The 20,687-nt window shown below is 63.7% G+C and carries 20 protein-coding genes; 13 read left to right on the top strand and 7 right to left on the bottom strand.

The annotated features are described in order from the left end of the window. Window positions 1-5 precede the first annotated feature (5 nt). From NBW56_RS01955 to NBW56_RS01945, 3 genes are read left to right on the top strand one after another with little or no spacing between them, the layout of a single operon-like run. Window positions 6-599, top strand: coding sequence for a hypothetical protein (locus NBW56_RS01955; RefSeq protein ID WP_250257776.1), 594 nt, complete (start codon window positions 6-8; stop codon window positions 597-599). Continuing rightward, entirely contained in the window at window positions 583-1,602 is a 1,020-nt protein-coding gene (locus tag NBW56_RS01950; RefSeq protein WP_284346087.1) for an NAD(P)H-dependent glycerol-3-phosphate dehydrogenase, read from the top strand. Before NBW56_RS01955 ends, NBW56_RS01950 begins: the two co-directional genes overlap by 17 nt. 10 nt (window positions 1,603-1,612) lie before the next feature. Further along, window positions 1,613-2,713 carry a D-alanine--D-alanine ligase family protein gene (locus NBW56_RS01945; RefSeq protein WP_250257775.1) on the top strand — a complete coding sequence of 367 codons (1,101 nt, stop codon included), beginning with the start codon at window positions 1,613-1,615 and terminating at the stop codon, window positions 2,711-2,713. 11 nt (window positions 2,714-2,724) lie between these two features. On the opposite strand, the gene NBW56_RS01940 is transcribed toward NBW56_RS01945, so the two are convergent. Next, window positions 2,725-3,261, bottom strand: coding sequence for a DUF3515 family protein (locus NBW56_RS01940; protein ID WP_250257773.1), 537 nt, complete (start codon window positions 3,259-3,261; stop codon window positions 2,725-2,727). Between the two features lie 66 nt (window positions 3,262-3,327). On the opposite strand from NBW56_RS01940, the gene NBW56_RS01935 reads away from it, so the two are divergent. From NBW56_RS01935 to NBW56_RS01925, 3 genes are read left to right on the top strand one after another with little or no spacing between them, the layout of a single operon-like run. Beyond that, window positions 3,328-4,419, top strand: a complete 1,092-nt coding sequence (locus NBW56_RS01935; protein ID WP_250257772.1) for a GNAT family N-acetyltransferase — start codon at window positions 3,328-3,330, stop codon at window positions 4,417-4,419. Continuing rightward, on the top strand, window positions 4,420-5,448 hold the full coding sequence (gene thiL, locus NBW56_RS01930) for a thiamine-phosphate kinase (protein WP_250257771.1): 1,029 nt from the start codon (window positions 4,420-4,422) through the stop codon (window positions 5,446-5,448). Window positions 5,449-5,457: 9 nt separating this feature from the next. After that, complete coding sequence (locus NBW56_RS01925; RefSeq protein WP_250257770.1) at window positions 5,458-6,117, top strand: class I SAM-dependent methyltransferase; 660 nt, start codon at window positions 5,458-5,460, stop codon at window positions 6,115-6,117. A 142-nt stretch (window positions 6,118-6,259) separates the two neighbouring features. Here the strand turns inward: NBW56_RS01925 and rpmB are convergent, their stop codons facing one another. Beyond that, complete coding sequence (gene rpmB, locus NBW56_RS01920; protein ID WP_065247957.1) at window positions 6,260-6,451, bottom strand: 50S ribosomal protein L28; 192 nt, start codon at window positions 6,449-6,451, stop codon at window positions 6,260-6,262. Window positions 6,452-6,665: 214 nt separating this feature from the next. On the opposite strand from rpmB, the gene NBW56_RS01915 reads away from it, so the two are divergent. The 7 genes from NBW56_RS01915 (at window position 6,666) to NBW56_RS01885 (ending at window position 13,114) form a co-directional block, all read left to right on the top strand. Beyond that, window positions 6,666-8,924 (top strand): ATP-dependent DNA helicase RecG, encoded by a 2,259-nt coding sequence (locus NBW56_RS01915; RefSeq protein WP_250257769.1) that lies wholly within the window; start codon window positions 6,666-6,668, stop codon window positions 8,922-8,924. A gap of 2 nt (window positions 8,925-8,926) precedes the next feature. Then, the gene (locus NBW56_RS01910; protein ID WP_065247955.1) at window positions 8,927-9,508 is read left to right on the top strand and encodes an RsmD family RNA methyltransferase; all 582 of its coding nucleotides are present in this window, start codon (window positions 8,927-8,929) and stop codon (window positions 9,506-9,508) included. A 9-nt stretch (window positions 9,509-9,517) separates the two neighbouring features. Continuing rightward, complete coding sequence (coaD, locus tag NBW56_RS01905) at window positions 9,518-10,033, top strand: pantetheine-phosphate adenylyltransferase (protein WP_065247954.1); 516 nt, start codon at window positions 9,518-9,520, stop codon at window positions 10,031-10,033. Continuing rightward, window positions 10,030-10,653: a YceD family protein gene (locus NBW56_RS01900; protein ID WP_250257768.1), complete on the top strand. Its 624-nt coding sequence runs from the start codon at window positions 10,030-10,032 to the stop codon at window positions 10,651-10,653. The genes coaD and NBW56_RS01900 overlap by 4 nt, the downstream gene beginning before the upstream one ends. Beyond that, window positions 10,650-11,399: a ribonuclease III gene (gene rnc / locus NBW56_RS01895; protein WP_250257767.1), complete on the top strand. Its 750-nt coding sequence runs from the start codon at window positions 10,650-10,652 to the stop codon at window positions 11,397-11,399. Before NBW56_RS01900 ends, rnc begins: the two co-directional genes overlap by 4 nt. 7 nt (window positions 11,400-11,406) lie before the next feature. Beyond that, window positions 11,407-12,369 carry a bifunctional DNA-formamidopyrimidine glycosylase/DNA-(apurinic or apyrimidinic site) lyase gene (gene mutM, locus NBW56_RS01890; RefSeq protein ID WP_250257766.1) on the top strand — a complete coding sequence of 321 codons (963 nt, stop codon included), beginning with the start codon at window positions 11,407-11,409 and terminating at the stop codon, window positions 12,367-12,369. Between the two features lie 121 nt (window positions 12,370-12,490). Further along, complete coding sequence (locus tag NBW56_RS01885) at window positions 12,491-13,114, top strand: response regulator (protein ID WP_065247950.1); 624 nt, start codon at window positions 12,491-12,493, stop codon at window positions 13,112-13,114. A gap of 16 nt (window positions 13,115-13,130) precedes the next feature. On the opposite strand, the gene NBW56_RS01880 is transcribed toward NBW56_RS01885, so the two are convergent. The 5 genes from NBW56_RS01880 to NBW56_RS01860 form a co-directional block, all read right to left on the bottom strand. Further along, window positions 13,131-14,312 carry a sensor histidine kinase gene (locus NBW56_RS01880; RefSeq protein WP_250257765.1) on the bottom strand — a complete coding sequence of 394 codons (1,182 nt, stop codon included), beginning with the start codon at window positions 14,310-14,312 and terminating at the stop codon, window positions 13,131-13,133. Further along, window positions 14,290-16,140 (bottom strand): thiol reductant ABC exporter subunit CydC, encoded by a 1,851-nt coding sequence (gene cydC, locus NBW56_RS01875; protein ID WP_250257764.1) that lies wholly within the window; start codon window positions 16,138-16,140, stop codon window positions 14,290-14,292. Before cydC ends, NBW56_RS01880 begins: the two co-directional genes overlap by 23 nt. After that, the gene (gene cydD / locus NBW56_RS01870) at window positions 16,137-17,789 is read right to left on the bottom strand and encodes a thiol reductant ABC exporter subunit CydD (protein WP_250257763.1); all 1,653 of its coding nucleotides are present in this window, start codon (window positions 17,787-17,789) and stop codon (window positions 16,137-16,139) included. Before cydD ends, cydC begins: the two co-directional genes overlap by 4 nt. 73 nt (window positions 17,790-17,862) lie before the next feature. Continuing rightward, the gene (cydB, locus tag NBW56_RS01865; protein WP_250257762.1) at window positions 17,863-18,951 is read right to left on the bottom strand and encodes a cytochrome d ubiquinol oxidase subunit II; all 1,089 of its coding nucleotides are present in this window, start codon (window positions 18,949-18,951) and stop codon (window positions 17,863-17,865) included. Window positions 18,952-18,970: 19 nt separating this feature from the next. Beyond that, entirely contained in the window at window positions 18,971-20,545 is a 1,575-nt protein-coding gene (locus NBW56_RS01860) for a cytochrome ubiquinol oxidase subunit I (RefSeq protein WP_250257761.1), read from the bottom strand. Window positions 20,546-20,687: the final 142 nt, after the last annotated feature.

Raw genomic sequence — 20,687 nt, 5'->3', positions numbered from 1 at the left:
CAGCGGTGAACGATATTCCTGGCGTGCGCGTGACCGAAGCGTCCCAGGGGCGCTACGCGTCGCTTGCGCTTCGCGATATTCCGGTGCCGGATTACTGCGATGTGGTCATCGTGCCCACGAAAGGGGTGGATGAGCCCGATCCGCGTGTGTGGGCCGAGGCAATCTTTTCCCATGAGAACGCAACGCTGACCTCGCGCGGCGCTCGAGCTGTACGCGACGAGGCTATTCGCCTCTTCGATCTCGTGCCCCCGCCCGAGCGTGAGCGTTTCGTGAGCGAGGTCGTGGGTTCGGAAGCGCTCATTATTGACGACACGCCGTCGCTCACGATCCGTATCGGTGTGGCCGTCGAGCCCGGCGGGGACCTCGTGCGCATCACCACCGCAGTCAAATACCGCACGATCCGCGGCCGTCTCACGTTCGGGCCGCGCCGCATGATGCACGCTTCGGCGATCCACACTCTCGCGAAGCGCGCACCGGCCACTCTGAGGCGCCGGGAGGCCGCGCGGCTCTCGGCAGGCAGGTCTCGACGTGCGAGTATCACGCGCGGCATTCGTCGCAACCGCCAGCTGACGTCGGGTGACGGTGAACGTTCCCGGTAGCGCGGGCGCATGCACGGGGCACATCGCCGTTCTTGGCGCTGGCTCCTGGGGCACGGTGTTCTCGCATATGCTCGCCAAGGGCGGCAACGACGTGCGTTTGTGGGCACGCCGCGAGGAACTCGCCACAGAGATCACGAAGGCTCGTGAGAATGCAAGTTACGTGCCCGGCCTACATCTTCCCGCGAGAATCGAAGCCTCGAGCGATATCGCTCATGTTCTCGAAGGGGCACGCGGCATCGTGCTTGCGGTTCCCGCCCAATCCTTGCGGGCATGCCTTGAGGCGTGGCCACGCCTGCCTCGCGTTCCCGTCGTTTCCCTCATCAAGGGCATCGAGCGGGGAAGCGACGAGCGCATGTCGCAGATCATCGCGCAGTCCGGCGCTGTGAGCGAAGATCTCATCGCGGTGCTGTCCGGCCCGAACCTTGCTCGCGAGATTGCGCGCGAGCAACCGTGTGCTTCGGTCATTGCCTCCACGAGCGAGATCACGGCTCGCGAAGTGGCCTCATGGTGCTCCGCCCCGTATTTTCGCGCGTACGTGAGTCGAGACGTGACCGGAATCGAGGTCGCGGGTGCGATGAAGAATGTCATCGCGATTGCCGTGGGCGCTGCGGCCGGCCTCGGCTATGGCGACAACACTCGCGCGTCCCTCATCACGCGCGGCCTTGCCGAAATTACGCGGCTCGGGGTTTCCCTCGGCGCCGAACCTTCGACCTTTGCGGGCCTCGCGGGAATGGGGGATCTCGTCGCCACGTGTGCGTCGCCTTTGTCACGGAATTTCCGGCTCGGGAAGGCACTCGGTGAAGGGCAGAGCCTCGAGGAGGCCAAAGCAAGCGTCGGACAAACCGCCGAAGGCGTACCCACGGCGAGAGCTGTGGCGGACCTCGCCGACCGCTCGCATCTCGACCTGCCCATTACGCGCGCCCTGGTCGATGTGGTTGATTGCGGGCGTAACATTGCCGAGGTGACGAGCGCACTGCTTTCGCGTTCCGTCCGATTCGAATAGAGGAGCTCACGTGCATACCATTGCGCTGATCTTTGGCGGTCGCTCAAGCGAGCACGGCATTTCGTGCGTGACCGCGGGTGGTATTCTGCGCCAGATTGACCGCTCGCGCTTCACCGTTGTCCCGATCGGGGTGACAAGCGAGGGCCGTTTCGTTGAGGTCACGGGTGACCCCGACCACTGGCAGATCACGGATGGCACTGCCCCGCACGTGCCAGACTCGGGCGACGAAATCATCCTCCAACAATCGCGCCTTGGTAAGGGGAAAGTGGAGCTGCGCGTCGTGCGCGATGGCGGACGCCTTGAGCATCTCGCCGATATCGACGCGGTGTTTCCGCTTCTCCACGGCCCTTACGGCGAAGACGGCACAATCCAGGGACTCTTTGAACTATGGGACGTCCCTTACGTGGGTTCAGGCGTGCTTGCTTCCGCTGTATCGATGGATAAGGACTTCACGAAACGCATTCTCGAAGGTGCGGGTCTCAACGTCGCCCGCGGGGTCGTCGCACGTGCGAGTGAACCTCGAGCGGCGGTGCGCGAACGCGCTTCCAGCCTCGCTTTTCCGCTGTTCGTTAAGCCGGCGCGCGCGGGCTCGAGCTTCGGCGTGACGAAGGTTGATGCCCTCGAGAATCTCGATTCTGCCCTCGATGAGGCCTTCCGCTTCGACCCGAAGGTGCTCATCGAACAGGGAGTCGAGGGGCGCGAGGTCGAATGCGGCGTTCTCCAGGGCGAGAGCGGGCAGGCGCCGCGCACGAGTCTTCCGGGTGAGGTCGTGATCGGCGAAGACCTCGCTTTTTATGACTACGAATCGAAGTACTTCGGCAAGGGAACCGTCACGATCGAGATCCCCGCGTCCATTCCCGCGGCCCACATCGCCTCGGTGCGCGAGGTGGCCGCACGTGCATTCGATGCTCTCGAGCTCGAGGGGCTCGCGCGCGTAGATGTGTTCGTGACCGGGGCGGGCGAAGTGATCGTCAACGAGGTCAACACAATGCCGGGCTTCACCCAGATCTCGATGTTCCCCGTGCTGTGGGAGAACATGGGTCTTTCGTACACCGACCTGATCTCACGCCTGATCGACAACGCGCTCGACCGTGGCGTGGGGCTCCGCTAGGGGCTTTGCTCTCAGAGCTCTTCAGCGTCGTCGAACGCGAGGCATCGCCCTCCCGATTGCGGAATGCGCGAAAGAAGGCCGGCGAGGTCGATCGCTGCCGCACTTGGTTGATCGGGTGCAACTTCGCGCGGCACGGTAAGGTCAACCGCGGGTTCGCGACCGTAGGTCGTCATGTGCACGATCCCGCGCTTGTCGTCTTCCTTGACGATCCAGTCGATCTCCGTGCCACTTCGCGAGGCGATCGTCGTGCACAGGTCGGTTGTAGGCGGGGGAGGGGTCACGCCGCACCGGAGCACGATTGTGTCTTCTCCCGAGCCCCAAGCCGCTGTTGATTGGGCGGTGGTTTCGCTGCGGCTGAGGCCAAGGAGCACCTCCGGAAGTGCCACGATGATCTCCGCGCAGCGGGGGTTGGTGGCGTCGGCTTCGGGGGGTGGGACAGCGACGGCACCACACGCGGTAAGGGTAAGGGTGCACCCGAGCGCGAGCACGCTGGTGATCGCGCGGAAGGCGTGGCGCGGGCGAGCGGCAGCCGTGGGTGTGTCAATCATGAACACCAGCCTAACTCTCTGACCGCATAGTGAGTGCCTGGACGAAAGCTGATAATCTTTGTGACCATGAGCGAGAAGTACGCACTGACGCCCCGCACCGAGCAGCTTTTCCCCGAAGGGCCGCACGTCACTGTGCGATTCCTCGACGAATCGAGCGACGCCGAGCTCAAACAGTACTGGGATCTTCATCGCGTGCTAGACGAAGAATTCTGCGGCGCCCACGAGCGTCGCACGCCCGCCGAGCTTCGTGCTGAACACGCGGACACCGATCGGAAGCGTTCCTATCAACTCGTGGCCGAGGTTGAGAGTCTTGAAGGCGCGCGCATGATCGCCGGATTCGCTGAACTTGAGCTTCCTCTCGCGGAGAACACTGATACGCAGGAGATCGACCTCGTGGTGTACCCGGCGTGGCGAGGCAAAGGCATTGGCACGATGCTCACGGATGCTCTTCGGGACATCATGACGCACGAGGAGCGCCCGAAGGCTTTCGGCTATGCGCTCACCCACGTGGATTCAACTCAGGCGGAAAACGAGCTTCCGGCTTCAAGGATCGCGACCCGGCTTGGCCTCGCGAAGGTCGCCACGGAGTTCGTGAGCACGGTGTCGCTCCCGCTCGATCGCGACCTCGTCGAAGACCTCCACGTCGAGGTCGAAGCTTCCCTCGGCAAGTACCGCATCATTACCTGGGAAGGGGACGTCCCTGAGGAGCACATGGAGCAGTGGTGTGTGCTGCTGAATCAGATGTTCGCGGATGCCCCGACTGAGGATTCTTCACTTGAGAAGCCCAACTTCGACGAGGAGCGGGTCCGAGCGACCGAAGCGAGGAGCGCTGAGCGGGGCTATCGCCGCCTCACGGCGGTCGCCCTCGCGTCGAACGGCACGTTTGCTGGGACGTCGTACGTGATGTTTCGCGAGGATGGTTCGCGACTTGGCGAGCAGGCCATCACCCTGGTCATGCCCGAGCACCGCGGGCATAATCTTGGCCTCGCGCTCAAGCTCATGACGCATCGCCTCCTGACCGAAACCGAGTCAAAAGTCGATGTGCTGCGCACGTACACGAACCACACCAACACCCATATGAACGCCGTGAACGAACGCCTCGGCTATCGCACCGTCGCGAAAGAGATCAGCTTCGAAGGAAAGCTTCGAGGGATTTGAGTGCGGCAGCACGAGACAAGCCTCGGCGAGCTTGGTGAGTCGGGGATCCTCGAGCGAATCGTCCCGTTTTTTCAGCATCGCGATGATGCGGTCATCGTGGGCCCTGGCGATGACTGCGCCGTTGTTCGCGCCGCCGGGGAGCTCGTGTTCACGACCGATGCGATCGTCGAGGGATACGACTTCATTCTCGGTATTTCCGATCCCGTGAGCATTGGCCGCAAGGCTGCCGTGCAGAACCTCGCGGATGTCGCCTCGATGGGGGCGCGGCCACGCTGGCTGCTGACGACCGTTCTCGCGGGTAAGGCCACGCCAATCGCGGTGCTCGAGGGGATCGCTGAGGGAATCGCGCTCGAGGCGCACTCCCACGGCGCTTCGGTGATTGGCGGGGATCTCGGTACGGCGCGTGAGCTGACGATTTCGATCACGGCGATCGGCGAGCTTAGGGAGCCAGGCACGGCCATTGTGCGCTCGGGCGCACGGGCCGGGGACGTTCTTGCGGTGGGCGGGGACCTACTCGGACTCAGCAGTGCCGGTCTCGCGCAGGTGCTCGGGAAGGCCGACGCCACCCTGCCAGATATTGAAGCGGGGGGTGGAGCGGTCGCGAGGCTCGCCAAGCGCGCATTTGCGTGGCACCTTGCACCCGAGCCTGCGATCGCAAGGGGATGGAACTCGGGGTGCCGCGCGAGCGCGATGATCGACATCTCCGACGGGCTCGTGCGCGATGCGAGCCGGATCGCTCGTGCGAGCGACGTAAATTTGGATCTTTCACGAGCCGCTCTTGAGAGTGACCGGGCCCTCCTTGCTCCACTCGCCGATATTTTCGGTGTAGACGCGATGGAGTGGGTGCTCGGCTCGGGGGAGGAACACCTCATGCTTGCGACCTTCCCTGCGAACGTGTGGGCCGAGAGCACCGAGGTGCGCGCCGAATTCCGCGAGATTGGCCGTGTTCTCCCGTGCGAGGGGGAGGGGACCGTGTTGCTCGACGGCGCTCCGCTCGCGATGCACGGATGGGACCATTTTTCCCTCTAGGGTGGGGGCATGCCTTCCCTGCCAATAATTCCCACGAACTCCGCCTCCAACTCGCGTGGAAAGTCCCAGTGGACCCGCAACCTCGAGCGCAATCCTGGTCATTCTGAGTGGTACATCGCGCGCTGGGAGCGCATGCGTGAAGCGGGCAAGGACCTCGACGGTGAGGCACGACTGATCGATGCGCTTGCGCCGCGCGAGGCGAGAATTCTCGATGCCGGCAGTGGCACGGGCCGCGTGGGCGCGGAACTCGCAAGGCGCGGCCATGACGTTGTGGGTATCGACCTCGATCCCACGCTCGTGGCGTATGCCGCGCAAACGTCGCCCGGGCCACAGTGGATCGCAGGCGATCTCGCGGACGCTTGCGACCTTTTGGGGGAGAGTGCACTCGCTTCGTTCGACGTGATCGTTGCTGCGGGCAACGTGGTGTCGTTCATCGCCGAAAGCGACAGGCGCCGCGTGCTCGAGAACTTCGCGAGGCTCCTGCGCCCCGGGGGCAGGCTCGTCGCGGGGTTCGGCACCGCGCGCGGGTACTCGCTCGAGAGTTATATCGCGGATGCCTCGGCAGCGGGCTTCACGGCCCCGCAGGTATTTTCGACCTGGGACTTGCGGCCCGCGAGCGATGATCCCGGATTTGCGGTCGTGATTTCTCCGATGGGTGCTCACGAATAGAGGCGCTTAGCCGGAAACCGAATCGCGTGGGGCTGCACCGGGGGAGCTTCCTTACGAAATCACGATCCCCGCGGCATGCGAAAAAGGACCTCCCCTGGGGGAGGTCCTTTCATAAGCTTTCGCTCGGGCAGTGCCCGGATGCTCAGGCGGCGCGCTGAACCTTGCCGGCCTTGAGGCACGAGGTGCACACGTTGAGGCGCTTCGGGGTGCCGCCGATCACGGTGCGCACGGACTGGATGTTGGGGCTCCAGCGGCGCGAGGTGCGACGGTGCGAGTGGGAAACGCTCTTGCCGAAGCTCGGGCCCTTGGCGCAAATGTCACACTTGGAAGCCACGGTGTTCTCCTGAATAATCGCTAACGTACTTGATCTTGTGCGCCGAGGCTCATGCAGCGGATCGAGCCGCGTGGCGCTGGGCAACCCCAAAAGCATAGCCCACTTGCGCGTGAAGAGCGATAGGGATGCGCCCGCAACCCCTGTGTAGTCAGCCACACCGGTGGGTGGGGCGTGAAAGAATGCGGTGAGTATCGACGGCGCGGAAGGAGCATGCGTGGTTCAGGCGAAGGCCGACGGTTTCCCCGCGGGCCTCCTCACCCCTAAGGAAAGTGCTGCCGCACGCGGGCTCGGCGCACGAAACTTCGAGGACCTCGTGAGGGTTCCTCCACGCCGTTACGCTGCACCCGGCCCTCTGCGCGACCTTCGCTATTTGAACGAAGGCGAGGATATCTCGGTCATCGCGACCGTTGAGCGCACGCGAGAGCGCACGATGAAGAATCGCAAGGGCACCCTCTTGGACGTGCGTGTGCGCGATGACGAGGGCGAGAGCCTCTCACTCACGTTCTTCCTCTTCAAAGCGCATCTCGTGACGTGGCACATGAGCCGCTTGCGCGAGGGCACGCGCGTGCTGGTGAGCGGAACGGTCTCGCGGTACCGGGGCGAGAACCAAATCGCCCACCCCGATTACCTTCTTCTCGCGGATAACCCTTCCGCGCACGAGGCACGCGACATCGAGAAGGCACTCGAACCCGCTCCCGTGTATCCGCTTCGCGGTTCGGTGACGCAAAAGGTGATGCGGTCGCTTTTTTCCAAAGTTCTGCGGCATACGGGCGATCTGCGCGAGGTGGTCCCGGAGGCGATCCGGCATGAGCGCGACCTGCCGGGAATCCAGGAGGCAGCGCGGCTTCTTCACGCACCCCGCAATAGTGCGGACATCGAGCGGGCCCTACGCTACTTTCGATTCGAGGAAGCCTTCATTATCCAGTCGATCTTTGCGAGGCGCAGGGCTCAGGACGTCGCGGATTCCGCGCCGCCACTCGCGACCTACGGCGACCTCAGTCGGGCCCTTGACGAACGCCTACCGTTCGACCTCACACCCTCGCAAGAAGAGGTGGGCGACCAGATCGCCGAGAGGATCGCCGAGCCACACCCCACGTCCCTGCTCCTTCAAGGTGACGTCGGTTCGGGGAAAACGGTCGTAGCGCTCCGCGCCATGGCGCGTGCTGTTGATTCCGGCTATCAGGCGGTGCTTCTCGCCCCAACAGAGGTGCTCGCCCGGCAGCATTTCGCGACGATCACCACAATGCTCGGCGACCTCGCGCGCCACGGCCACCTGGACGCACACGAAGCGGCCACGCGCGTGAGGCTCCTCGTGGGTGCACAAAGGGCCGCCGAGCGCCGAGAGAGCCTGCTCGACCTCATGAACGGCGAAGCTGGGATCGCCGTGGGCACCCACGCGCTGCTCACCGAGAACGTCGACTTTTTGAAGCTCGGCCTCGTGATTATTGATGAGCAGCATCGCTTCGGTGTGGATCACCGCCGGCAGTTGCGTTCGAAAGGACCGGGGGAGCTTCGCCCACACATGCTGGTGATGACCGCAACGCCGATCCCCCGCTCCGCGGCACTCGCCCTCGTAGGCGATCTCGATTCGCTCACACTCAAGGGGTGCCCGCACGAAGGCGCGGCGGTGTCGTCGTTCGTTGTGCCTCTCGGGGATGATGCATGGCGTGAGCGCATGTGGGAGCGCGCCCTCGAGGAAATCCGCGCGGGACGCCAGGCTTTCGTTGTGTGTCCGCGAATCGACCTCGATGAGACCGTCGAAGGTGGAGAAGAGAGTGCCCTCGTCGATATGAGTGCCCCGATCACTCACCCTCCAGAAACTTCACAGCCGCTTCACGCGGTGACGGGAACGCTCGAGACGCTGCGTGCACAACCGGGATTCTCCTCTCTGCGCATTGAAGAGTTACACGGCAGGCTTCCAAGCGACGTCAAGCGTGAGCGCATGGAGGCCTTCGCGGCAGGCGAGATTGACATTCTCGTGGCGACCACGGTCATCGAAGTGGGGGTCGACGTGCCAAACGCGAGCGTCATGATCGTGCTCGATGCCGAGCGTTTCGGACTCGCCCAGCTTCACCAGTTACGCGGTCGCATCGGGCGCGGGACCCATCCGGGGATCGCCTTTTTTGCGACGCAGTTTGACCGGGGGAGTGCGCAACATGAAGGGCTCACGGAGCTTGCGGAGACGACCGATGGTTTCGCCCTTGCAGAACTCGACCTCGAACGACGCGGTGGCGGCGATCTCGTGGGCGATATTCAGTCGGGAACGTCCGTTGCCGTGCGCTTCCTCGACGTGGGGCGTGACGCGCGCATGATCCTCGAGGCCCGCGAAGATGCGCTCGTGACCGAGGCTCTTGCGCGAGGCTCCCTCACCTCGAGTAGTCTCACACCGCCCACCCCGAGCGAACACGACGCCCTCGATTCCGCGATCGCGCGTCACAGCGCTCGCGGCGTCGACGACCTCGAAAGGAGTTGAACGTGCCCCGCATCATCGCCGGAAGGCTTGGCGGACGCACCGTGCCATCCCCTCCCACGAACCGCACGCGACCCACGAGCGACCGCGTGCGCGAAGCGATGTTCTCGAGGCTCGACGCCTGGGGAGCAGTGGAGGGCGCCACGGTGCTCGACCTCTACGCCGGAACTGGCGCACTCGCCTTCGAAGCGCTGTCGCGCGGCGCCGCGTTTGCCGTTCTCGTCGAAGCTCATCGCCCCACGGCCAAAGCGATCGGCGAGGCCGCACGCGCGCTTGGCCTCGAAAATGAGCTCAGGATCGAGTGCGGCCAGGCAAGCGTCGGACCCCGGCCCGAAGGGCCCTTCACCCTCGTGTGTGCCGACCCGCCCTACGCCGTTGCCACAGACCAGCTTGCATGCCTTGTGACCGGGCTTGGAGAGGCGGGACAGCTTGCGGACGAGGCGACGATCGTTCTCGAACGCTCCGCGCGCAGTGAGCCGACCTTGCTGCCCGAGTATTTCGTGGACGAAGGACAACGCAATTTCGGCGACACGAGAGTCGAATACTTCACCTACCTCGACCCTGCGATTACGGAGGCAAGCCGGTAGGCTTAACGCATGCTCACCGCGCTCATTCCGGGCTCCTTCGACCCGTTTACGCTCGGCCACCTCGACCTCGTGAGGCGCGCGCACGCGCTTAGCGATCGCGTCATCGTCGCCGTTGCCCACAACCCCAATAAGCGCGCGAGCATCCCCTTCGATGCGCGCACCGAAGCGATCCGAGAGACGCTCGAAAGCGAGGGACTCGCCCAAAAGGCGAGCGTTGAAAAGCTCCCCGCCGGTCTCCTCGTGGACGGTGCAAAAAAGCTTGGGGCGACCCACCTCGTCAAGGGACTCAGAAATGCCCAGGACCTCGCCTATGAGGAGCCCATGGCGCGCGCGAACATGGATCTCGGCGAGCTTGACACCCTGTTCCTGCTTACCGATCCGGCCCTCGCGCATGTCTCAAGCTCGCTCGTGCGCGAGATTTACTCGCTCGGTGGCGACATCACGCCGTACCTCCCCGCCGCCTCCGCTCGCGCACTCGAGGCCGCACATGCCCATTCCGCCGCACACTCAAAGGAGCACTCATGACCGACATGAAGGGCCGGCGCTCGGAGCGCCCCCACAACAAGAAAGATGCCCAGGCCGAGAAGCCCTTCAACGCGGGCCTCGATCTGGAGATCGACGCGATCGACCTCATCCACAAAATTGGTTCGCAGCGCACCGTAAGCCGCACGGCCACCTCCGCGCAGCCCGTGGGCGACCCCGAATTCGCCGTCAGGCCCGGGGATGAGATCGAGGTTGAAGCGAGCCTCGAATCGGTTGACGAAGGCATTTATGTCACGGGCACGGCGAGCGCCGATGTACACGCCGAATGCTCGCGTTGCCTCGACCCCGTCGAGGAGCGCCTCGACGTGCGCTTCGACGAGCTCTTCACCTATCCCGAAAAAGTTCCCGCGGAACTCGAAGAAGAGGACGTCCCCGTTCTCGAAGCCGACGTGATCGATCTCGGTCCTCTCGTGCACGATGCTTTCGCCATGGCCGCTCCCTACCAGCCACTGTGCCGTGAGGATTGTCCGGGCCTGTGCCCGCAGTGCGGCAAGCGCATGGAAGAAGACCCCGACCACGAGCACGTGGTGTACGACCCGCGCTTCGCGGCACTCGCCGGCCTCCTGGACACGGACGAGGAAAGCGAGGGCGGCGCCAAGTGAGTCGCAAGAGCAAACGGAAGGCCGTTCCCCATCTCGAGGATCGCTCCGAGCTCCTTGCCTCGCTCCCGCTCAAAGGCGAGCTCGATCCAGATCTGCTCGATCTCGCACTCACGCACCGCTCGTACAGCTTCGAGCATGATGAGTGCCCGCAAAACGAACGCCTCGAATACCTTGGCGACGCTGTCTTGGGCCTCGCCGTTGCCGATCACCTCTATCGCGCTTTTCCCGATGCTCCCCAGGGCTCGCTCTCACGCCGCCGTTCGACGGTCGTGAGTACGCGTGCGCTCTCGCACATCGCGCGGTTGCACAATCTCGGCGCATACATCAAGCTCGGCAAGGGGGAGGCGCTCACGGGCGGCCGCGATCGCGACTCGGTTCTCGAGGATGCTGTTGAGGCGATTATCGGAGCCGTGCACCTTAGTCTTGGCGCGGAAGCAGCTCGCGTGTTTGTGCTTGAACTTCTTTCGCCGATCCTCGACGACGACACCTTCATGCTCGGTGCCTTCGACTACAAGTCGCGTCTCCAAGAAATCGGTGCGCTCCTCGGCGCCGTTCCCACCTACACCTATGAAGAGTGGACCGAGGGCGACGCCGAGCACTTCCGCGCACACGTGAGCGTGGGGGATTCGCTCGCGAGTGCGGGTGAGGGAACGAGCAAGAAAGGCGCCGAAATGGAGGCTGCGCGCCGGGCCGTTCTCGCCTACTACAGCGCGCGGGGCGAAACCTTCACGATGTTCGAGGACTGAGTGCTTTATGCCCGAGCTTCCCGAAGTCGAGGTGGTTCGTCGCGGTCTTGAGCCTTTTATGGCCCGTCGCGTGATCGAGCGGGTGGAGGTGTTCGAGTCGCGGTCGCTCAAGCGCCACGCGGATGGAGTTGAGGGCTTCGTGCGCGCACTCGAGGGGCGGGAAATTCGGGAGGTCGCGCGCCGCGGAAAATTCCTGTGGGCACCACTTTCCGACGCCTGCCGCGCGACGTCGAGCTCGCCTTCGCTCGGCGAAGCACTCGTCATGCATCTGGGCATGAGCGGCCAGCTTCGTGTTCGCGACGGGGCAGGGCGTGGGGCGTATCAAGCGTCGGAACCGCACGTGAGCGAGGGACCCGCGCCAGATCCCGCGACCCACCTACGCATTCGCCTTCACATGGAGGGCGGTGCGCGCATCGATTTTGTGGATCAGCGAATTTTTGGCGGGATGCACGTGAGCCCGCTGATCGGCACAGCCGATGCTCGTGCAGGAGGCGAGGGCACCGATCTGCCGCTCATCCCGCAAAGCGCGGCCCATATTGCCCGTGACCTACTCGATCCGTTTCTCGACGAGGGCTCCCTCGTGCGCCGGATTCGTATGCGCACGGCCCCCATCAAATCCGTCCTCCTGGATCAAAGCACCCTCAGCGGGATCGGGAATATCTACGCTGATGAGGGCCTGTGGGAGGCGCGGCTGCATTTCGCGCGCCCCGCGATCGGGATCTCGAGTCGAAAGGTCAAGGAGCTTCTGTCGGCCTGCCGCGATGTCATGCAGCGCGCCCTCGAGGTGGGTGGCACGAGCTTCGATGCGCTCTACGTGAACGTCGATGGCCGAAGCGGCTATTTCGCACGGTCACTTAAGGCTTACGGCAAGCACGGCACCCCATGTCCACGCTGCGGCCGTGCCCTCGTACGAGTCCAGTTTCAAAACCGCTCGAGCCATCTCTGCCCCTACTGCCAGCGCCGACGCTAAAAACGGTGGTGAGGCAGACCGCCCGCAAATCGCCGTTTTGCGCGGGCATTTGGTCCCTGTTCGGCTAAGATGTCCAGGTAGTGAATGTGACGACCCGATCGATCGAACTGGAGAATAGCGCGTGAGCGAAGTAAGCGGCGATCAATACCGCGTCATGATTGTCGATGACCACGAAGTCGTGCGTCGCGGCATCGTTGCCGTCATTGACGCGGATGCACGCCTCAGCGTCGTTGCCGAAGCAAGCACCGTGGGCGAAGCCAAGCGTCGGCTCCCCGCCGTGCAGCCGGACATTCTCGTCACGGATCTCCAACTTCCCGACGGCACCGGAATCGATGTGATGAACGCGGCACGCCAGGAGAACGAGAACCAGACCATGCTCGTGCTCACCTCGTTCAACGACGATGCGGCGATCCGCGAGTCACGCGCAGCCGGCGCCTCCGGTCTCCTGCTCAAGTCCGTGCGCTCAAACGAGATCATCTCGACGATCATCAAAGTGGCGAACGGTGAAACAGCGTGGCCCGCGGGTGGTGCGAACGAAGACGAATTCGACTTCTCCGCCGTCGAACGCCGCATTGTCGAGTTCATCGGTGACGGCCTCGCCAACCGCGAGATCGCCGATCAGCTCGGTGTCGCCGAGAAAACCGTCAAAAACCGCATCACGGGCATCCTTCACAAGATGGGGCTGCAGCGCCGCACACAGGTGGCGGCGTGGGTTGTGGCCCGCCGCCGCGCCGACTGGAAGTAGAATCGCTGCTTCCGGTTTAGGAAGCGCCGACCGTCGCGCGCCAGCTCACCATCGTTCCCGGGTCGAGGTTGTAGAAGTCAACCCAGCCGAGATGGCGCCGTGCGCGCGAGCCCATATTCGCGAGTCCCGAACGGCGCGTGATGCTCGGATCTATGCCCCGACCGTTATCGCTCACGTTCACCTGAATGACCGTGTCCACGCCCTCCTTGAAGAGCGTGATATTGACCGACACCGCACTCGCATGCGCGTGGCGAGCCACATTCGCGAGGCATTCCTTGACGACCGCGACGACATCTTCCTTGAGCTCACCCTCGATCGCATCGATCTCGGTGATCGGCGCATTGAGCTGGAGCGACGGCACGAAGCCGAGGCCAGCGATCGCGAGGCCGCATTCGTGGCGAAGCCGCTGCGATAGTGTCACCTCGATCGTCTCGTTACGCAGGGACTGAACGATCCCGCGGATCTCCGCAATTGAGCGTTCGATACCCGCCACCGAGTCCTTGAGGCTCGTCGCCACCGGCCCTTCATCGGAATACTCGGGAAAGCGCGACGCTTGCGCCATGACGGTCTCGAGCTGCATCCCTACGCCGAAAAGCTCTTGGATGGCGAGGTCGTGGAGATCGCGCGCGATGCGATGACGTTCGTTATTGAGGTCATCCTCGATCGCACTGCGTCCCGTCGCGCCATTGAGAGCGAACGAAAAGAGGGAGGCGAGCGAAGCAGCGCTCACGGTTTCTGCCTCGGTGAAGGCCAAGGGAGCGTCGGCACCCTCATCCGTCAGCCGAGCGGCGATGAGCAGACCCCGCCTCGCGGCCCCCGCATCAATCGGGAACGCCGCGATTTCCGAGCCTACGAGCGCACCATCGCCGAACTGCTCACCGGCAAGAGCGTGAGTGAGATCATTCCACGTGAGCTTCTTGAGGTCATCGGGGGAGTCGTAGTCGAGGACGAAGGGGAGACGCGCAGCCTTGGAACTTCCTGAGGCGTGGGATACGGAAGTCCCGAGAAGCTCTTGCGCGAAACGCCCTCGAACGAGCTCGCACACCCATGTCGAATCGTCGAGAGGGAGGAGCACGAGAAGTGAGTCCGGCGTGAGAATGTCGAAGGCGGTGTCGGCGAGCAGATCGAGCAGGTCGTCGGGATCCTCGGCGTTGAGAACCGCTGCTGTGAGCTCGCTAATTCTCGTGGCTTTTGACATGGGTGCTCCCTTCATGCGTGCTGTGGGCGTCGAGATCGAGAACCGCCGCTCCCGAATCCGTGAAGCGTCGATCATGCGTAATCACGATGACCGTGGAATCGGCGGGGAAGAACCGGCCCGGGGTGAGGATACCCCCCATGAGTGAGGACGCGAGGTCGAGGTTGAGGTGTTCGGTGGGCTCGTCGAGGATCGTGACGGGAGCAGCGTGCGCGATCGCGCGAGCGAGAAGAAGCCTTCGCCGTTCGCCCCCGGAGACATCCTCACCGCCACTGCCAAGGATTGTGTCGAGCCCCGAAACGAGCCCCGAAACCCAGGCACCGAGACCCGCGAGGTCGAGGGCGCGATGGATTTCTGCGTCGCTGAGATCGCCGCGCACAACACGAATATTCTCGCGAAGGCTCGTCGCAAACACATGCGCGTCCTCGGCGTAAAACGACACACGTGAGGCGAGCGCGGCCGGAGTGAACGACGTGAGGGGAGTATCGCCATACACAACTTGCCCGCTCAGCGGGGTGAGAAGCCCCGCAAGGGTCAGGCCGAGCGTCGACTTTCCACGACCCGAAGCGCCATACACGAGCGTGCGACTTCCCGGGGTAAAGCTCAGTTCAAGCCCGTGTGCGAGCGGATGCTCGGCACTCCAGCCCGTCGTCAGTCCAGATGCACTCAGGACGGCGGGGGCGGGGCGTTCAGTGCGCGCGGGCGCGGGCATGTCTTCGGCAGAAGTGGGGCCGACGGCTCGGCGGCCCTCGATCGCCGACTGCGCGTCTTCTGTCGCAGCGCGCAGAGCGTCGCGCACGCTCGAGCCTGCCCGAGTGTCGAACGCTGAGGCGATCGGGGTGTTGCCCGGATCGAGTTCGTGGAGGCGTTCAGCTGCGACAATCGACCGTGCGCGCTGACTGGCTGCTTGCGGGAGAACAGATGCCGCTTCAAAGCTCGACAACGGGGCGAGAATGATGACGCCGATGATGCCCGCCGTGTGGCCCATGAGGCCGCCAAGCAACCCCGTGGTGTCGAGGTTGTAGACGGCGCCCGCGGCGAGAATCGAGCCGAGAAGCGCGGGGATCATAGCGATCTGGGTGCTACTGCGCGCGAAAGCCGAGGGCACGGCCGCTTTGTCGAGGGCCGCATCAAACTGTCCCTGGGCGGCCTCTAGGTCGGCGAGGGTGCTGTTCCATTGCCCCTTTACGCGAAGGACATCAGCGTTGTCGAGGGCAAAAAGCGAGAGCGTATTGAGGCGAGAGCGGGCCTCGACGAGTTCGCGCTCCGCAAAGAGCGCCGCCTTGAAGGCGAAGAACGGGGCGATGATCGTCGCGAAGGCGAGGCCAACGAGCATGGCGAGTGCCGCAATCGGCGAGAATGGGGCGATGGTCGCAAGGATCGCGACTGCCATGATGAGTGCGACGAGGGCGGGCACCACGGCACGAATGACATCGTTCGCCATGTCTTCGGCGTCATCGCCGATACGCGCGAGTAGATCGCCGCGTTTGAGGCGCCCTGCGAGGGCTGAGGGGGCGCTCGCAAGCCCCGCGTACATGTTGGTACGCAGACGCGCGACGCCGGTGAGGGCGGCATCGTGCGTGAGCAGGCGCTCGAAATACCGAAAGACGCCGCGGGAGATGCCAAGAGCACGCACGGACACGACGGCAACGGAAAGGTCGAGAACTGGCGGCATCGTCCACGACTTTGTAATGAGGTAGCCCGACACAACCGCGAGGGCAAAGGCGCTCGCGAGTGTCGCTGCACCTGCGGCGACCGCTGATGTGAGCTGGCGCGGGCCGATCTCCATGAGCTCATGCATGCGCGAAAGAGCGCGCGACGATATTTTCACGGGACGGACACCTCCGCCGCATACACATCGATCACCTGGTCGGCGACATCGAGGAGAGCCTGTCTATGGGCGGTCACGAGGACGCTTGAGCCCTGTTCGCGCAGCGTCTCGAGCAGGCGAACGATCATCGCCTCGCTCGCCCCGTCAAGGTGCGAAGTGGGTTCGTCAAGAATGACGAGCGGTTTCGCCTCGAGGAGGGCGGTTGTGAGGGCGACGCGCTGGCGCTGACCGACGGAAAGCCCGGTCCCGCCGCGACCAAGTTCGACGTCCCAGCCGTGAACATCCGCGACGTGTGTGCCGAGACCGGTCGCACGTGACGCCCTCGTAATGAGGGCGCATGCCTCTTCGGTTCCCGGGGCGATTCCCGCGGGAAGGGACTCGTGGAGGATCTCGCGTAGGGTGCCAGGGCCCACGACGGGTCGCTGGGGCAGCCATGCGATCTGCGCCCAGAGGCTTTCTCGATCGATCTCGCTGAGTGCAATACTGTTGCCTTCCTCAGTGCGAAGCAGGACGCCGCCCGTGGTCGGCGTGAGGAGCCCGAGGATGGCGGCGATCGTCGTCGATTTTCCCTCGCCACTTGCGCCGCGAAGGGCAGTGATCTGGCCGGGTGTGATGACGGCAGTGAGGTGGGCTGGCGCGAGACGGTCGCGCCCCGCAACGCTCAGATCACGCAGGACAATACTCGTGCGTGATAGCGAGGGGGCAGCGGGGCGGGTGGCCTCGTCACCGGTATCCACTTTGCCCGCCGCTGCGGGGGCATTGAGGATCTCGAAGGCGGCATCGACCGCCGCGAGGCCGTCCGTCGAGGCATGGAACTGTTGACCCACGAGACGCAAGGGGAGGTACACCTCGGCCGCGAGCACGAGCACGGCGATCCCGGGAAAGAGTTCCATACCGCCGCTGACGAGGCGCAACCCGATCGAGACAGCAATGAGAGCGACGCCGAGCGTAGCGATCAGTTCAAGAGCGAAACTCGAAAGAAACGCCCACGCGAGAGTCGTCATCGCGGACTTCTTATGGCGCTCGCCAAGATCCGCGACGATCCTTTCGGAGCCTTTGGCGCGCCCGAGCGCGCGGAGTGTCGGCAAGCCCTCGACGAGGTCGAGAGTTTCCGCCCACAGGGTGCGCATGGTGGCAAGAGAGCGTGCCGAAGAGCCCTCGGTCATTTTCCCGATGAGGATCATGAAGATGGGGATGAGGGGGAGGGCGATGCACGCGACGATGGCGCTCGTGACGTCCCACACGGCAATCGCGAGAAGCGCGAGTGGGGTGACGGTTGCCGAGAGGGCGAGTTGGGGCACGTAGCCCGTGAGGTAGGGGCGCAAGTTCTCGAGTCCCGCAGTGGCGAGGGCAGCGGTCGAGGCTGCTTCGCCGGAGCGTCCGCGGGGGCCAAGAGCCGCGTTCTTTTCCACGACGGCGCGGCGAAGCTCCCCGATCGTGTCGGTGGCGGCGCGATGACCCGTGGCTTGCGTGTACCACACGGCGGCTGCGCGCATGAGAAGGGCTGCTGCGAGGATCGCAAGGGGGAGTGGGTTCTCGTGTGGCCACGTGCGCTCGGCGAGCAAATCGGAACCGAGCAAGGCCACGCACCACGCGGTCGTAATAGCGCAGACAGCCTCCACGAGGCCGAGAACAACCGTGCGGATCACATGCGCGCGAGCGCTATGAACGTGGCGGAGGAGTCTCGGATCAAGTGGAGGCTGTCGTTTGGCCAAAGGAGGTTTAGCTTTCCGTATCGAAGGCTTCGCGGTAGCCCTCTTTCGCCTTTCGCGCGAGGTTTGCCGCATGGGCGGCCGGGAAGCCCTTGCCCGTGACGCGAGCGCGGAACACCCAGTAGGCCCAAGCCTGGTAGGCGAGCACGATCGGCAGAAGAACCACGGTCGCGATCGTCATCACCCGAAGAGTGTACTCGGTGCTCGAGGCATTTATGACGGTCAGCGAAAGCGCCGGATTATTGGCTGCGGGCAGCACGTTCGGGAAGATTGCGCCGAAGGCCATGATCGTGGCGAAGGCAATCGCGATCGAAGTTGAGGCGAACGCGAGGCCTTCGCGACCTGCACGGTTGCACACGAGCGCACCGATGAGGGCAAGCGCCGCGATGACGAGCGGGATCCACGTCCAGGCGTTATTCGAGTAGGCGAGCTGGGCCCACAGGACCCACGCTGCCGCCGCGACGATGGTCGGGATGGCGATGACGCCCGCGAGCTTGTTCGCGTCGTGTCGAACCTCGCCAGTAGTACGAAGAGCGAGGAACAGCGTGCCGTGCAGCCAGAAGAGGAGCACGAAGACGATGCCGGCCAGGAGCGCGAAGGGGTTCAGCAAGTCGAAGAGCGAATCAGTCACAACGCTCTTCCCACCGGCATTTGCCTCCATGTTGACACCGCGAACGATGTTGCCCACTGCCACGCCCCAGATGAGGGCCGGAACGAGACCGCCGATGAAATGGCAGATGTCCCATGCGAACTTCCACGAGGCGCTTTCCGCCTTGTTGCGGTACTTGAACGCGCAGACACGCACGATGAGTGCCACGAGGATGATGATGAGCGCAAGGTAAAAGCCCGAGAACATCGTCGCGTACCACTCGGGGAAAGCCGCGAAGAGGGCGCCGCCACCCACGAGGATCCACACCTCATTGGCGTCCCATACGGGACCGATGGTGGTGATGATCTGGTTTTTGCGCTTTTCTTCGCCTTTCCCAAGCGCGAAGACGTTCATGCCCACGCCGAAGTCGAAGCCTTCGAGAACGAAGTAGCCGAGGAACAGCACTGCGACGAGAATGAACCACAGGGTCTGTAGGAACGTTGCTTCCATGATTGTCTACTCCTTTCTCTCAGTAGCCGAAGCTGATGGTCGGGGTATCGAGCTCAGCGGAAGCTGCACTCTCCTTCGCCAAGTCCGAACGCGGAGCCTTGATGTCTTTGACGGCCTGCTTGTGCATGAGGTAGTACCACACAACGGCGAGGACACCGTAGAGGAGCGTGAAGACCACGAGCGAGACGATGACCTGCCAGCCTTCGTGGCCGGAGACGCCTTGCATCGTCAGAAGTCGTACGAGCGGGTCGCCATCGGGTGAAGGCGCGACGATCCACGGTTGGCGACCCATCTCGGTGAAGATCCAACCGAAGGCGTTCGCGAGGAACGGCATGGGGATCGCGAGGATCGCGAAGCGCGCGAACCAGGTCGAGCCCGAGGTTCGGGCGTTTTTACCCTTGCCACGCGTGATCCAGAAGGCCCAGACGGCGAGGATGCCGCAGAAAATTGCGAAGCCGATCATGAGCCGGAACGACCAGTAGGTGACGAAGAGGTTCGGGCGGTAGTCAACCTCGACGGTTTTGCCGCTCGCGTCAACGGCGGTCGCGCCGTATTTCTCCTTATATTCGGCGTTGAGCTCGGTCACGCCCTTGAGGGTCGCGTTCGGATCATTCGTCGCGAGGATCGACGTCACGTAGGGGACTTCGATGATGTGGGAGATGTCTGCGCAGTCCTGAGAGAAAGCGCGGGGACCCGCGACCGAGAGGATCGAGAAGTTCGCGCCGGTTTCGGTGTGGCACAACGCTTCAGCCGACGCCATCTTCATGGGCTGCTGCTCGAACATGAGCTTGCCCTGGAAGTCGCCCGAGGCAAAAAGGCCGACGGCGGAAAGGACCATGACGAGCACACCGAAACGAGTCGCGGGCCGCCATACGTTCTTCGCGAGGTGGGCGGCAGCGGCCTGATCCTCGCTCGTCAGGGCCTGGTCCTCGGCGCGCTTGTGGTTTTTCACCATGTGCCAGGCGGCGATACCGGTCACGAAGCAACCTGCCACGAGCCATGCGCCCGCGATCACGTGAGGAAACGCGGCAAGGGTCGTGACATTCGTGAGGAGTGCAAAGATGCCGCCCTGCGACGGGTCGAGCTCGGCGCGGCCCGTCTCAGGGTTGAACACCGCGGCGACGGGGTGCTGCATAAAGGAGTTCGCGGCGATGATGAAGTATGCCGAAAGAGTAGTGCCGAGTGCCACCATCCAGATCGTGAGGAGGTGCAGACCCTTCGGGAGGCGGTTCCAGCCGAAGATCCACAGACCGAGGAAGGTTGACTCCATAAAGAAGGCCGCGAGACCTTCGAGTGCGAGCGGCGCTCCGAAGATGTCGCCCATGAAGCGGGAGTACTCAGACCAGTTCATGCCGAACTGGAACTCCTGGACGATGCCGGTCGCGATGCCAATACCGAAGTTCACGATGAGCATTGAGCCAAAGAATTTCGTGATGCGCGTCCACGAATCGGCCTTCACGGGGTCTTTTGCGCGTACAGCGATCGTTTGCATGATCGCCACAAGGAGCGAAAGACCGATCGTGAGCGGCACGAAAATGAAGTGGTAGACGGTAGTGATACCGAACTGCCACCGCGCGAGATCGAGCGCTTCCATGGGCGTCCTTTTCTAGAGAGGGACAGGGGGATTCACCTTCAGGCTAGGAACCTCAAGGTTGGCGGGTCGGGACTTTCATCCCCGCCATTGTTGGGTGTCATTCTACTCCTTTACTAGCGTTCCTCGCAGGCATTTTTACCGT

The sequence above is a fragment of the Dermabacter sp. Marseille-Q3180 genome (assembly GCF_940792985.1).
In the GTDB taxonomy this organism is placed as follows: Bacteria; Actinomycetota; Actinomycetes; order Actinomycetales; family Dermabacteraceae; genus Dermabacter; species Dermabacter vaginalis.
Note: the sequence above shows the minus strand (reverse complement) of the source record. Positions and strands in the feature narration are given on the sequence as shown.

What these genes read in the sequence shown, in the direction of transcription:
- coaD (WP_065247954.1), top strand. Translation starts at nt 9,518, where the DNA reads ATGCTCACCGCGCTCATTCCGGGCTCCTTCGACCCGTTTACGCTCGGC.
- mutM (WP_250257766.1), top strand. Translation starts at nt 11,407, where the DNA reads ATGCCCGAGCTTCCCGAAGTCGAGGTGGTTCGTCGCGGTCTTGAGCCT.
- NBW56_RS01935 (WP_250257772.1), top strand. Translation starts at nt 3,328, where the DNA reads ATGAGCGAGAAGTACGCACTGACGCCCCGCACCGAGCAGCTTTTCCCC.
- NBW56_RS01860 (WP_250257761.1), bottom strand. Translation starts at nt 20,545, where the DNA reads ATGGAAGCGCTCGATCTCGCGCGGTGGCAGTTCGGTATCACTACCGTC.
- NBW56_RS01925 (WP_250257770.1), top strand. Translation starts at nt 5,458, where the DNA reads ATGCCTTCCCTGCCAATAATTCCCACGAACTCCGCCTCCAACTCGCGT.
- cydB (WP_250257762.1), bottom strand. Translation starts at nt 18,951, where the DNA reads ATGGAAGCAACGTTCCTACAGACCCTGTGGTTCATTCTCGTCGCAGTG.
- NBW56_RS01880 (WP_250257765.1), bottom strand. Translation starts at nt 14,312, where the DNA reads ATGTCAAAAGCCACGAGAATTAGCGAGCTCACAGCAGCGGTTCTCAAC.
- NBW56_RS01900 (WP_250257768.1), top strand. Translation starts at nt 10,030, where the DNA reads ATGACCGACATGAAGGGCCGGCGCTCGGAGCGCCCCCACAACAAGAAA.
- NBW56_RS01940 (WP_250257773.1), bottom strand. Translation starts at nt 3,261, where the DNA reads ATGATTGACACACCCACGGCTGCCGCTCGCCCGCGCCACGCCTTCCGC.